The sequence below is a fragment of the Pseudomonas izuensis genome (assembly GCF_002356535.2).
In the GTDB taxonomy this organism is placed as follows: domain Bacteria; phylum Pseudomonadota; class Gammaproteobacteria; order Pseudomonadales; family Pseudomonadaceae; genus Aquipseudomonas; species Aquipseudomonas izuensis.
The window spans coordinates 3,857,094-3,869,918 of the sequence record NZ_AP017423.2 but is presented as its reverse complement, the minus strand read 5'-3'; the positions used below and the strand labels follow the sequence as shown (position 1 = coordinate 3,869,918).

The following is a 12,825-nucleotide window of genomic DNA, read 5'->3' as shown; positions in this document are numbered from 1 at the left end:
GCGCAGAGCGATGTGGACGGTGTCAAAAAGACAGTCCTCATGCCGTAGGCGTGCCTGAGGCATGAGTCGCCTGCAACGCACCCTGAAGGGTGCTCATGACCATTTCATGCAGCAGCTTGCGGCGTGCCCCCTTGTTTGCCTGGGACTCTGCCACCCAGGCCGGCAGTTGGTTGAGCAGGGAGACGATGCCGCTCAAGGTCGCGCGCCGGGTGATGCTCACCGGTGTACCGGTGAGTTGCTCTATCGTTTCCACCAGGTATTCCTCGTAGCGCCGGCGCAAGTCCAGGATCAAGGCATGCTGTTCGCTGTTCAGACAATGGAGGTCGTACTCCGCCAGGCGAAAATGCGCTCCCATGCTCTCATGCAACAAGAGGTGCGCCTCAAGCAGACCGCGCAGTCGTACGGCGGGTGTGGATTTGCGACGGTTTACCAGGCGGGCGCCATGAAGCAACTGTTCGTAGAGCTCCTCAATCAGTTCGAACAGCAGTGCCTCCTTGCTATCGATGTGGTTGTAAATGGAGCCGACCTTGATGCCCAGATAATCGGCCAGGTCGCGCATGCTGACCCGGCTGAAACCGCATCTGGCAAATAGCTCAAGTGCCTTGTGGCGGGTTTCCAGATAGCGCGAGTGGTGCACTTGTTCGATGGGCGCCGCCAAAAGAGCCTTCGGGCTGACGCAATGGGGCGTGACTGGCCGGGAGGCCGGCATGGCATCAATACCCCGATCGTTGCTCATCCCTCTCATACGCGAAACTGCCCCAACAGCCGATTGAGCTGGCCCGCCAATTGGCCCAATTCCAGGCTGGCGTCGTTGGACCGGTCTGCCGCCAGGGCATTCTCTTGGGCCAGCGTGGCTGCACGGGTGACATTCTGGTTGATGTCTTCGACCACATGGGCCTGTTCCAGGGTGGCACTGGCGATCGAGGCGTTCAGCTCGGTGAGGTTACGTAGCGCCGTGATGACCTGGTGCAGGCTCTCGCCGGTTTCGCGCGCCTGTTCCACGGTTTGCTGCGCGGCCTGGCTGCTGGCAGTGATGACATTGACCGCCGCCTCCGAGTTGCCCTGCAGGCGTTCGATCATGCCCTGAATCTGCGCAGTGGATTGCTGGGTGCGCTGGGCCAGCAGACGCACTTCGTCGGCCACCACGGCGAAGCCGCGACCCTGTTCGCCAGCGCGCGCCGCCTCGATGGCGGCGTTCAGCGCCAACAGGTTGGTCTGCTCGGCGATGGCGCGGATGACTTCCAGCACACTGCCGATCTGGGTGCTTTCCTGGGCCAGGCTCTGGATCACTTCGACGGCTTGGCCGATGGTCTCGGACAATTGATCGATCTGGCGCAGGCTGCTGTCGATGTTGTGCTGGCCCTTGCAGGCTTGCTCATCGGCCTGGCGGACTTCGTTGGCGGCGTGCTCGGCGTTCTTCGCCACTTCCTGCACCGCATAGGAGACCTCGTGAATGGCGGCGGCCACCAGTTCCATCTGCTGCGACTGCTGCTGGCTGTGGCGTTGGCTATTGCTGGCAATTTCACCGAGCGATTGCGAGGCCTTGTCCAGATTGCCGGCAGTCTGCATGGACTGGCCGATCACCGCGCGCAGCTTGCTGGTGAACGCGTTGAAGTGGCCGCTCAGGGCGGTCAGCTCATCGCGCCAGCGGCTGTCCAGATGATGGGTCAGGTCGGCTTCGCCGCTGGCGATGTTTTCCATGGCATTGACCACCTGCGTCAGTGGCGAGGCGATGCTGCGGGCGATCAGCAGGATCAGCGCGCTGAGCAGCAGGGAGATCGTCACCAGTATGACGAAGGCCTGTATCAGCTGGCGGCGGAACTCGATTTGCACGTCGTCGACGTAGATGCCCGAGCCCACAATCCAGCCCCAGGGCTTGAACAGTTCGACGTAGGAAACCTTCTCCACCGGCGCCTCGGAACCCGGCCTTGGCCAACGGTAGTGCACCAGGCCGGAACCGTCGCGCATGGCCACGGCCACCATCTCGTCGAACAGTGCCTTGCCGTCGGGGTCGCGGGTGCCGGCCATGCGCTTGCCCTCGAGCTTGGCATTGGGGTGCATGACCATCCGTGTGTCGAGGTCTTCGATCCAGAAGTACTCCTCGCGGTCATAGCGCAGGTCGCGTATGACCGCCCTGGCCTGTTGTTGCGCCTGCTCACGATCGAGACCCTGGCCTTCCAGGTTCTGGAAATGGCGCAGGATGCCGCTGGCGGTCTCGACCACGTGACGGGTTTTCAGCGCCTTGGCCGCATAAAGGTCCTCATAGTTCTGTTTGAGCATCAGGCCAGCGAGAATCAGCAGCATCAGGATGGACGTCAGCAGGATCAACCAGAGGCGACGGCTGATGGGAATATTGCGCAGGCCGGGCATGGGCAACTCCAGAAGGGGCGGAAGAGGGGAAGCCGGACGCAGTGGACGCTTCCGGCCAACGGGTCAGAGCGCGTAGTGGGCCAGCTCGCGGGCGATCAGCAGGCGCTGGACCTCGCTGGTGCCTTCGTAGATCTGGGTGATGCGCGCATCGCGGTAATAGCGCTCTACCGGGTAGTCCTCCAGGTAGCCGTAGCCGCCATGGATCTGCAGGGCGCTGGAGCACACGCGCTCGGCCATTTCCGAGGCGAACAGCTTGGCCTGGGACGCTTCTGACAGACACGATTGCCCGGCGCTTTTCAGGCGCGCGGCATGCAGCACCAACAGGCGCGTAGCATTGAGCCGGGTATGCATATCGGCGAGCAGGTTGGATACGCTCTGGTGTTCGATGATCGGCTTGCCGAACTGGACGCGTTCGCGGGCGTACCCCAGCGCGGCCTCGAAGGCGGCGCGGGCAATGCCCAAGGCCTGGGCGGCAATGCCGATGCGACCGCCTTCCAGGTTGGACAGGGCAATGGCCAGGCCCTTGCCGCGCTCGCCCAGCAGATTGGCCTCGGGGATCGTGCAATTGTTCAGAGTTACCGCGCAGGTATCGGAGGCCTTGATGCCCATCTTGTGTTCGCTGCGGTCGACCACGAAGCCGGGATTGTCAGTCGGCACCAGGAAGGCCGACAGGCCCTTCTTGCCCAGCTCCGGATCGGTGACGGCGAAGACAATGGCCAGCTGGGCGCGCTTGCCGTTACTGACGAACTGCTTGGCGCCGTTGAGTACCCACTGGCCGTCGCGCAGTTCGGCGCGGGTGCGCAGGTTGTGAGCTTCGGTGCCAGCCTGTGGCTCGGTCAGGCAGAAACAGCCGATCGCCTGGCCACTGGCCAGAAGCGGCAACCAGCGGTCTTGCTGGGACGGGCTGCCATATTTGAGCAAGGGGCCACAGCCCACGGAATTGTGGATGCTCATCAATGCGCCGAGGGCGCCGTCGCCGGCCGAGATTTCCTCCACGGCCAGGGCGTAGGCCACATAGTCGGTGTAACTGCCGCCCCAGGTGTCCGGCACCACCATGCCCAGCAGGCCCAGTTCACCCATCTGCGCCACCACGGCGTCATCGATCCAGCCTGCCTTCTCCCAGGCCTGGGCCTGCGGTCCGACTTCGCTGCGGGCGAAGTCCCGTGCCATGTCGCGGATCATGCGTTGTTCTTCGGTCAATTCGATATCGTGCATTGCGTTGTCTCCTGTCGATCAGGCCGTGCGAAGAGGGGAGGCGCAGGCTGGCTGGAAGCCGCTGAAAAAGGCCTGCACCCGAGGGGGTGCCAGCTCTGCCAGGGTGGACGGATTCCAGCGGGGGCTTTTGTCCTTGTCGATGATCAGGGCGCGTATGCCCTCCATCAGATCGCCCTTGTCGAACCACTGGTAGTCCAGGTGCAACTCCAGGGCAAAACAGTCGGCCAGGCTCAGGTAACGGCCGCGACGCAACAGCTCCAGTGTCGTGGCCATTGCCAGCGGCGAGCGGCTGTCGAGCAGCCCGACCGTCTGTTCGGCCCAGTCGCGCAGCTCCGGCCGCTGCTCACGCTGCAGCGCGGTGCGAATCGCCGGCACATCCGGCAGGGCGAAATACTCATCGATCACATCGCGATAAGCCTTGAGTTCCGACCCCGCAATACGCTCGGTGGCCAGACCGTCGAGCAGGTCTCGCAGGTCTTCTTCAGGCGCAGGGGTCCAGTTCAAGTGATCCAGGGCGGCATCCAGTTCCGCCAATCGCTCGCTGGCCAGGCAGTAGTCCGCCAGGTTGGCATAGAGCGCATCGGCGGCCCGTACCTGGCAGCCTGTCACCCCCAGATAGGTACCCAGCTCACCCGGAAGGCGCGGCAGGAAATAGCTACTGCCGACGTCGGGGAAAAAGCCGATGCCGACTTCCGGCATGCCCATCCGCGTGCGCTCGGTGATCACCCGCAGCGAAGCCGCTTGTGCCAGCCCCATGCCGCCGCCCAGGACAAAACCGTCCAGCAGCGCCAGCACCGGTTTTGGGTAGCCATGCAGGTACTCGTCAAGGGCGTACTCCTCTTCGAGGAACAGCTCGTGCAGGTTGTCACCGGCGGTGTGACTGTCGTACAGCATGCGGATGTCGCCACCGGCGCAGAAGGCTTTTTCCCCGGCGCCCCGCAGGGTCACGGCGACGATCTCCGGGTCCTGTTCCCAGACCCACAGGTACCGGCAAAGCAGTTTCACCATGGGCAGGTCCAGGGTGTTCAATGCGCTCGGTCGATTCAGCGTCAGGTGGCCGATGCGGTTGCGCACACTGGCCAGCACCGGGGCTTGCTGCTCGCTCATGCTCAGGCTTCTCCACGGAACAGTTTGATGATGGCGGAGAAGTCCAGGCTGCCATTACCTTGCAGGCTGAAGGTCTGGTACAGCTGTTGGGCGGCAGCGCCGAGCACCACCGGTTGACGTGCATGCCTGGCTGCTTCGGTGGCGAGGCCGAGGTCCTTGAGCATCAGGTCGGTACCAAAGCCGCCACTGTAACCACGCGAGGCCGGCGCGTTTTCCAGCACGCCGGGGAACGGATTGTTGATCTCCGAACTCCAGCAGCGACCGGTGGAAGTACCGATGACACCGGCCAGCACCTTGGCGTCCATGCCCAGGGTCACGCCCAGGGCCATGGCCTCGGCGACGCCGACCATGGAGATGCCGAGCAGCATGTTGTTGGCGATCTTGGCCACCTGGCCGTTGCCTGCAGCACCGCAATGCACGATGTTGCGGCCCATGGCCGAGAGAATCGGCAGGGCTTGGTCGTACACACTGACCGGGCCGCCGACCATGAAAGTCAGGGTGCCTGCCGTGGCGCCGCCGGTGCCGCCGGATACCGGCGCATCGAGCATCGGATTGCCTTGGGCAAGGGCGAATTTGGCCACCTCGCGGGCGCTGAGCGGGTCGATGGTCGAGCTGTCGATCAGCAACACGCCCGGGCCAATGTTGGCCAGCAGACCGTCCTGGCCGCGATAGACCTGCTTCACGTGGTCGGCGGTCGGCAGCATGGTGATGATCACCTCAACCCTGGCTTTGGCCACGGCGGCGGGGGAGTCGGCGGCGCTGGCGCCGGCATCCACCAGGGCGGCGACCGCCTGGGGGAAGGGATCGAAGACGGTCAGGCTGTGGCCGGCCTTGAGCAGGTTGCGGGCCATTGGGCCGCCCATGTTGCCGAGTCCGAGAAATCCGATATGCATGATGACTACCTTTTGCGAGTGGGGGGCACGCTATTGCGCATCGCCCGGTAATGGCGGGTACTGCACCGTTGAGCGTCTGGCGGCCGATGCCGGGCACCGGCCGCCAGGGATCATTTCAGGGTGATGGTGGTGTTCACGGCGCCGCCGGTGTCATCCTCGTCGAACCAGCGCTGGGTGATCGTCTTGGTCTGGGTGTAGAACGTCACCACTTGCTTGCCGTAAGGGCCCAGATCGCCGAGCTTGGAAGCGCGCGAACCGGAGAAGGAGAACAGCGGCACCGGTACCGGGATCGGCACGTTGATACCCACCTGGCCGACGTCGATTTCTTCCTGGAAGTGACGGGCCGCCGCGCCGGAGCGGGTGAACAGGGCGGTGCCGTTGCCATTCGGGTTGGCGTTGATGATCTCGATTGCCTCGTTCAGGGTGGCGGCGTGCATGACGCACAGCACCGGGCCGAAGATTTCTTCGCGGTACACGGACATTTGCGCCGTGACGCCGGAGAAAATGGTCGGGCCAACGAAATTGCCGTCCTGATAGCCAGGTACGCTCGGGTTGCGTCCATCCAGTTCGAGCCTGGCGCCTTCTTCGATGCCACTGGCGATCAGACTGTTGACGCGATCCAGGGCTGCGCAGGAGATCACCGGACCGATATCGGTACCCGGTTCGGTGCCGCCATTGACCTTGAGGGTTTTGGTCCGCTCGATCAGGTCCGGCAACCAGGCCTGCGCTTCACCGACCAGGATCACCACCGGCAGGGCCATGCAGCGCTGGCCGGCAGCGCCGAAGGAGGCGCCCAGCAGGTTGTTCAGCGTCTGCTGTTTGTTGGCATCGGGCAGGACGATGGCGTGGTTCTTCGCCCCCATCATGCACTGTGCGCGTTTGCCGTTCTGGGTGGCGCGGTTGTAGACATGGGTGCCGACCTTGGTCGAGCCCACGAAGGACACGGCCTTGATGTCCGGGTGGTCGCAGATCAGGTTCACCGCATCGACGCCGCCGTGGATGACGTTGAGCACGCCCTTGGGCACACCGGCCTCCACCGCCAGTTCCACCAGGCGCATGGTCACCAGCGGGTCTTGCTCGGACGGCTTGAGGATGAAGGTGTTGCCGGTAGCGATGGCCATCGGGAACATCCACAGCGGGATCATCGCCGGGAAGTTGAACGGGGTGATACCGGCACACACGCCCAGCGGCTGCATCAAGGTGAAGGTGTCGACGCCGTTGGCGACGTTGTTGGCCAACTCGCCCATTTGCAGATTGCCGATGGCGGTGGCGTGCTCGACCACCTCCAGGCCACGGAACACATCACCTTCGGCATCGGGCAGGGTTTTGCCCTGTTCGGCGGTGAGCAGGGCGGCCAGTTCCTTGATGTTCTCGCGGATCAGCTGCTGGTATTTGAAGAAGATTCGCGAGCGGGCGCCGATCGGCGTCTTGCGCCAGGTCTTGAAGGCTTCCTTGGCGCTGGCCACGGCAGCGTCCATTTCCTCGGCGGTGGCGAAGGGCACGCGAGCCAGGACTTCCTGGGTGGCCGGGTTGACCACGTCACGCCACTGGGTGGTGCGCGATTCGACGAACTCGCCGTTGATCAGGAGCTTGACGCTTGGAACGATGGAAGAGGTCATTTTCGGGTCCTGCCTGCTTTCTTTGGGTCGAGTTAAGCCCCTCGGCCAGATTGGCCGAGCGGTCGGATTTGAATTCGAAAGGGCCGGCGTACCGGCCCGGATTCAGCCCTTGAGCTGTGGGAAGTCTTCTTCGAAGTACTCGTGAGCGCCGCGCGCGTCGCTCTGACGGCGCTGTGCTTCCATCTGCCGCAGTTCTACCCGGCGGATCTTGCCGGAGATGGTTTTGGGCAGCTCGGTGACGAACTCAATGCGTCGCACCCGCTTGTAGGGCGCCAGGTGCTCACGGGCAAAGGCGAGGATGTTGCCGGCCAGCTCGGCGCACCCGGGTTCGTCATGGGCCAGGATCAGAAACGCCTTGGGTACGGCCAGGCGCACTGGGTCCGGGCTTGGCACCACGGCCACTTCCATCACCGCCGGGTGTTCGATCAGTGCGCTTTCCAGCTCGAAGGGACTGATGCGGTAGTCGGAGGCTTTGAACACATCGTCGGCGCGGCCGACAAAGGTGATATAGCCATCATCGTCGATCTGCGCGGTGTCGCCGGTGCGGTAGTAACCGTCGCGCATCACCTCGGCGGTTTTCTCCGGGCTGTCTTCGTAGCACAACATCAGGCCCAGTGGTCGCACGTCCAGTGGCAGGGCCACTTCACCCTCATTGCCGGGTACGCCATCGGGGTCGAGCATGGTCACCCGGTAGCCCGGTAGCGGACGGCCCATGGAACCGGGCTTGAGCAGTTGGCCGGGTGTGTTGCCGACCAGGGCGGTGGTTTCCGACTGGCCGAAGCCGTCACGCAGTGGCAAGTCCCAGGCATGCAGGATCTGCTCGATGATCTCCGGGTTCAGCGGCTCACCGGCGCCCACCAGTTCGCGCAGGTTCAAGCGCGCCTTGTAACTGGCCAGGTCTTCCTGGATCAGCATGCGCCACACGGTGGGCGGGGCGCACAGGCTGGTGACGCCGTAGCGTTCCAGAGCGGCGAGCAGGGCGGGGGCGCTGAAGCGCGCGACATTGTGGATGAAGATGCAGGCGCCGGCGTTCCACGGTGCGAAGAGGCAGCTCCAGGCGTGCTTGGCCCAGCCCGGTGACGAGATGTTCAAGTGCAGGTCGCCCGGCTGCAGGCCGATCCAGTACATGGTCGACAGGTGGCCGACCGGGTAGCTCTGGTGACTGTGCAGCACCATCTTCGGCTTGGAAGTGGTGCCCGAGGTGAAGTACAGCAACATCGGGTCGGTGGCCAGGGTGCGGCCCTCGACTTCGAACTGTTCGGAGTATTCGCTGGCGGCGCTGTGCGGGGTCCAGTCGGCAGGGCCCGGGCCGACGCAGACGCGGCTGCAGCCTTCGCCCAGACCGGCGAACTTGTCGACGTGGGCGCCGCCGACCACGAGATGGCGAACCTGGCCGCGCTCGATGCGGTCGCGCAGGTCATCGGGCGTCAGCAGGGCGGTGGCGGGAATGACCACGGCGCCGAGCTTGAAGGCTGCCAGCATGGTTTCCCACAGGGCGACGTCGTTGCCGAGCATCAGCAAGATACGCTCGCCGCGGCGCACGCCGAGGTCACGCAGGTGATTGGCCACCTGGTTGGAGCGCAAGGCCAGCTGTTCGAAGCTATAGCGCTGTTCGCTGCCGTCTTCTTCGACGATCCACAGGGCGTTGGCCTGGTTGCCCTCGGCCATCGCATCGAAGTAATCCAGTGCCCAGTTGAACTCGTTCAGCTGCGGCCAGCGGAAATCACGCGCGGCAGTGGCGTAGTCGGTACGGTGGGTGAGCAGGAAATCCCGAGCGGCGAGGAAGGGTTGGCAGTGGCTGTTCATTGGAGTCTCCCGAGAGCCGTGCGGGTACTTGATAGCGGGGAGACGGCGGCAAGCATGAATGTCTTCACGGTGGGTGCCCTTGGTTGTTTTTGTTGGGTCTGAGCCGGTTCATGACCAGGCTGTGGAACCCAGTATAGGCATGCAAAAATCAATTAAGAATGCTCATAAAAACCGGTGCGTTGTGCAAAAAAATCATGGATGTTGCGCGCCGGTCGGGAGTCGTCCGCACCGTCAGGCGATGCGAGCGGCCCCCGTCTTGCGGGGGATTTACCAGAGCGCCAGGGTATAGCTGAGGATCAGGCGGTTCTCATTGAGGTCGTTACCGAAATGGCTGGTACGCACGGTTGCGTTGCGCCACTTGAGACCGACGCTCTTCAACGGGCCGCTCTGCACCACGTAGCCGATGTCGGTGTCGCGCTCCCATTCGCGGCCCTCGGGTTTGCCGGCGCCCAGATCGATGTTGTCGCCGGACAGGTAGCGGGTCATGAAGGTCAGGCCGGGAACGCCCAGCGCGGCGAAGTTGTAGTCGTAGCGCGCCTGCCAGGAGCGCTCGTCCCTGTTGGCGAAGTCACCGATCTGCACGAAGTTGACGAGGAAAGCGTCGCTGCCGTTGACGTAGGCGAAACCGGTATCGCCGCTCATGCGCTGGTAGCCGAGACCAAAGGCATGGCCGCCGAGTGCGTAAGTGAACATCGCGCCCAATGCCGTGTTGTCGATGTTGCTGCTGCCGTCGTCGGTGGAGCGGGCGTAGCGCAGATCGCTCTTGAGCGACTGTCCCTCGCCCAGCGGCAGCACCTGGACCAGGTTGAGTTGGTGCTGGTGGTAGAAATTGTCCAGGCCACCGTAGCTGTAGCTCGTGTTCAACCGCTCGTTCCACTGGTAGGCCAGGGTGGCGAAATCGAAGGCATTGCTGCGCGCCTGGCTGCCGACGATGCCTTTGGCGCCGGTGGTGGTGATGCCCATTTTTTCGTCGTCCGAGGAGTCACGCTGGTTGACCCGATCCAGGTGTCCGGCATCGATGGTCAGGCCCTTGATCTCCTGCATGTTCAACTGGCCGCCGCGAAAGGTTTGTGGCAGCAGGCGCGAGTCATTGGCCAGCAGCACCGGTAGCTTGGGTGCCAGGGTGCCGAGTTTGAGCACCGTGCTGGAGGCCTTGAACTTGGCGGTCAGGCCCATTTCGCCGTATTCGTCCTTGGCGCGCCGGGGTGACTGGTTTTCGCGTTTGAGCAGGCCGGACCCGGCGCGATCGGGGCTGGAGTCGAGCTTGACGCCAAGCAGGCCGAGGGCATCGACGCCGACGCCGATCATGCCGTCGGTGTAACCGGACTCGTAGCGCAGCAGGAAGCCCTGGGCCCATTCTTCTTGCATGGACTGGGTGGCACCCGCCTGACGGTAGTCACGATTGAAGTAAAAGTTGCGCAACTCCAGTTTGGCCTTGCTGTCTGCGAGGAAGTCCGCATGGGCTTGGGTGGCAAGGCTGCTGCCTGCCAGGAACAGGGTAAAAAGAGTGGGTTTCATTGCATGCCTCTTGTTGTTATAGGCAAGCCGTTCCCGCACTGGCCGGGACCAGTGGAGGGAAGGCTTGTTGAAGGTGCCCGGCGCGGGGTGGCGCAGGGCGGGAGTAAAAAAGCGCGACGCTAAGGGGTGAACTCGCGCTCAGGGCATAGACCCCGTAAAACGGCGGCGTTAGTGACTGCTGGCCATGGCCGCGCCCAGGCCGGTCTGGGCGCGGACGAACTGATCGGCATAGGCGGCGCGCTCACGGTCGGCGCGTTCGCTGCGGTCCAGCCGGGACACCACCACGATGACCAGGAAGGCCAGGGGCATGGAAAACAGCGCCGGCTGATCGTAGGGGAAGATCGCCTTGGCATGGCCCAATACACCGACCCATACCGATGGCGAACCGATGACCAGAACCAGGGCGCTGATCAGGCCGGTGAGGCCACCGTAAAGGGCGCCACGGGTGGTCAGGCCCTCCCAGTACATGGCCATGATCAACACCGGGAAATTCGCCGAGGCCGCTATACCGAACGTCAGGCCGACCAGGAAGGCAATGTTCTGGCCCTCGAACAGAATGCCCAGGGCGATCGCGACAATGCCCAAGCAGACCGTGGCGATGCGCGACACGCGCATTTCCTGCTTCTCGTCGGCCTTGCCCTTTTTCAGCACCGACGCATAAAGGTCATGAGAGATCGCCGAGGCGCCAGCCAGGGCCAGGCCGGCCACCACGGCAAGGATGGTGGCGAAGGCCACGGCGGAGAGGAATCCGAGAAACAGGTTGCCGCCCACGGCCTTGGCCAAGTGCATGGCTACCATGTTGCCGCCGCCGATCATCGCGCCGCCGAGCTTACCGTCGACGTAATACTGCGGGTCCGTGCCGACGATGACGATGGCGGTGTAGCCGAGGATGCAGACCACGAGGAAGAAGAAGCCGATGAACACCGTGGCGAATAGCACTGATTTACGCGCTTCCTTGGCATTGGGCACGGTGAAGAAACGCATCAGGATGTGCGGCAGGCCGGCGATGCCGAAGACGAGGCCAAGGGACAGTGACACCGCGTTGACCGGGTCGGCCAGCAAGGTGCCCGGGCCCATGATCTGCACGCCGCTGGCATGCACCGCCACGGCTTGGGCAGCCAGCGTCTCGAAGCTGAAGCCGAAGCGGCTCAGGGCCATCAGCATCAGGGTCGTGCCGCCCGCCAGCAGCAGCACCGCCTTGGTGATCTGCACCCATGTGGTGGCGAGCATGCCGCCGAAGATCACGTAGACCAGCATCAGCAGGCCGACCACCACCACCGCCGTGCGATAGTCGAGGCCGAACAGCAGCTTGATCAACTGGCCGGCACCGACCATCTGCACCACCAGGTAGCAACACACCACCGTCAGCGAGCCGAGGGCGGCGAAGCTGCGCACGCGGGTTTGATCCAGGCGCAAGGAGACGATGTCGGCGAAGGTGTAGCGGCCCAGGTTGCGCAGGCGCTCGGCCATCAAGAAGGTGACGATGGGCCAGCCGACGAAGAAGCCAATGATGTAGATGAAGCCGTCATAGCCCTTGGTGAATACCAGGCTCGAAAGGCCCAGCAACGTGGCTGCCGACATATAGTCACCGGCGATCGCCAAGCCATTTTGAAACCCCGTGATACCGCCACCGGCACTGTAGAAGTCGGCAGCGGAGCGCGTGCGGCGGGACGCCCACCAAGTGATCAGCAACGTGGCGAGGACGAAGACGAAGAACATGCCGATGGCATGCACATTGAGCGGTTGCTTCTCTGCGGTGATGGGGTCGGCGTTGGCCAGCAGGGGGCAAAGGGCGAGAAGGGCGGCTATGCGTTTCATGCGCGGGTCTCCTGGAGGATCTGCACGCTGAGCGCGTCGAAGCGGGTGTTGGCGGTATGCACGTAGCTGGCGGTCAGCAACCAGGACAGCAAGATAATTGCCACGCCAATCGGCATGCCGAGGCTGAGGTGACTGCCCTCGTACAGTGGCCGGTGCAGCCAGGCAGGGGCGAAGGCCACCACCATGATGAAGCTGTAATAGACGGCCAGGACGGCGCCGCTCAGTGACCACGCCAGCATTGAGCGCTGGCGTGTGAGGCGCTGGAACTTGGGATTGGCCCTGACCTGGTCGCAGGTCCGGGCGTGGTTCGGATGGTCGGTCGTCATGGTGAGGCTCCGCTTTTAATTGTTTTTGTTGGTCGGCCTTTTTAGGGGCGTACGGGTACCCGAGCGACGTCCCGAAGCGGGACGTCGCCTGAATGCTGTTGCTGGAGTCATAGCCTCTCTGGTGATCTTCCCGAGACGAGGGGAAGGTGGAAT

At 63.6% G+C, this 12,825-nt stretch carries 10 protein-coding genes; all 10 read right to left on the bottom strand.

The features are described 5' to 3' along the window. Positions 1–37 precede the first annotated feature (37 nt). Positions 38–709, bottom strand: coding sequence for a TetR/AcrR family transcriptional regulator (locus tag LAB08_RS17085; RefSeq protein WP_096515345.1), 672 nt, complete (start codon positions 707–709; stop codon positions 38–40). Between the two features lie 32 nt (positions 710–741). Next, on the bottom strand, positions 742–2,370 hold the full coding sequence (locus tag LAB08_RS17080) for a methyl-accepting chemotaxis protein (RefSeq protein ID WP_096510601.1): 1,629 nt from the start codon (positions 2,368–2,370) through the stop codon (positions 742–744). 63 nt (positions 2,371–2,433) lie between these two features. Continuing rightward, on the bottom strand, positions 2,434–3,585 hold the full coding sequence (locus tag LAB08_RS17075; protein WP_096510602.1) for an acyl-CoA dehydrogenase family protein: 1,152 nt from the start codon (positions 3,583–3,585) through the stop codon (positions 2,434–2,436). An 18-nt stretch (positions 3,586–3,603) separates the two neighbouring features. Next, on the bottom strand, positions 3,604–4,692 hold the full coding sequence (locus tag LAB08_RS17070) for an enoyl-CoA hydratase/isomerase family protein (RefSeq protein WP_096510603.1): 1,089 nt from the start codon (positions 4,690–4,692) through the stop codon (positions 3,604–3,606). A 2-nt stretch (positions 4,693–4,694) separates the two neighbouring features. Further along, entirely contained in the window at positions 4,695–5,585 is an 891-nt protein-coding gene (mmsB, locus tag LAB08_RS17065) for a 3-hydroxyisobutyrate dehydrogenase (RefSeq protein ID WP_096510604.1), read from the bottom strand. A gap of 110 nt (positions 5,586–5,695) precedes the next feature. Continuing rightward, entirely contained in the window at positions 5,696–7,204 is a 1,509-nt protein-coding gene (locus tag LAB08_RS17060; protein WP_096510605.1) for a CoA-acylating methylmalonate-semialdehyde dehydrogenase, read from the bottom strand. A 102-nt stretch (positions 7,205–7,306) separates the two neighbouring features. Continuing rightward, on the bottom strand, positions 7,307–9,010 hold the full coding sequence (locus LAB08_RS17055) for an AMP-binding protein (protein ID WP_096510606.1): 1,704 nt from the start codon (positions 9,008–9,010) through the stop codon (positions 7,307–7,309). A 267-nt stretch (positions 9,011–9,277) separates the two neighbouring features. Then, on the bottom strand, positions 9,278–10,528 hold the full coding sequence (locus LAB08_RS17050) for an OprD family porin (protein WP_096510608.1): 1,251 nt from the start codon (positions 10,526–10,528) through the stop codon (positions 9,278–9,280). Positions 10,529–10,696: 168 nt separating this feature from the next. Further along, positions 10,697–12,346: a cation acetate symporter gene (locus LAB08_RS17045; RefSeq protein WP_096510610.1), complete on the bottom strand. Its 1,650-nt coding sequence runs from the start codon at positions 12,344–12,346 to the stop codon at positions 10,697–10,699. After that, the gene (locus LAB08_RS17040) at positions 12,343–12,672 is read right to left on the bottom strand and encodes a DUF485 domain-containing protein (RefSeq protein WP_096510612.1); all 330 of its coding nucleotides are present in this window, start codon (positions 12,670–12,672) and stop codon (positions 12,343–12,345) included. The genes LAB08_RS17045 and LAB08_RS17040 overlap by 4 nt, the downstream gene beginning before the upstream one ends. Positions 12,673–12,825 lie beyond the last annotated feature (153 nt).

Bases quoted from the DNA above. Each gene is read 5' to 3' on its own strand.
- mmsB (WP_096510604.1), bottom strand. From the start codon at position 5,585: ATGCATATCGGATTTCTCGGACTCGGCAACATGGGCGGCCCAATGGCC.
- LAB08_RS17070 (WP_096510603.1), bottom strand. From the start codon at position 4,692: ATGAGCGAGCAGCAAGCCCCGGTGCTGGCCAGTGTGCGCAACCGCATC.
- LAB08_RS17080 (WP_096510601.1), bottom strand. From the start codon at position 2,370: ATGCCCGGCCTGCGCAATATTCCCATCAGCCGTCGCCTCTGGTTGATC.
- LAB08_RS17060 (WP_096510605.1), bottom strand. From the start codon at position 7,204: ATGACCTCTTCCATCGTTCCAAGCGTCAAGCTCCTGATCAACGGCGAG.
- LAB08_RS17050 (WP_096510608.1), bottom strand. From the start codon at position 10,528: ATGAAACCCACTCTTTTTACCCTGTTCCTGGCAGGCAGCAGCCTTGCC.
- LAB08_RS17045 (WP_096510610.1), bottom strand. From the start codon at position 12,346: ATGAAACGCATAGCCGCCCTTCTCGCCCTTTGCCCCCTGCTGGCCAAC.
- LAB08_RS17040 (WP_096510612.1), bottom strand. From the start codon at position 12,672: ATGACGACCGACCATCCGAACCACGCCCGGACCTGCGACCAGGTCAGG.
- LAB08_RS17085 (WP_096515345.1), bottom strand. From the start codon at position 709: ATGCCGGCCTCCCGGCCAGTCACGCCCCATTGCGTCAGCCCGAAGGCT.
- LAB08_RS17055 (WP_096510606.1), bottom strand. From the start codon at position 9,010: ATGAACAGCCACTGCCAACCCTTCCTCGCCGCTCGGGATTTCCTGCTC.
- LAB08_RS17075 (WP_096510602.1), bottom strand. From the start codon at position 3,585: ATGCACGATATCGAATTGACCGAAGAACAACGCATGATCCGCGACATG.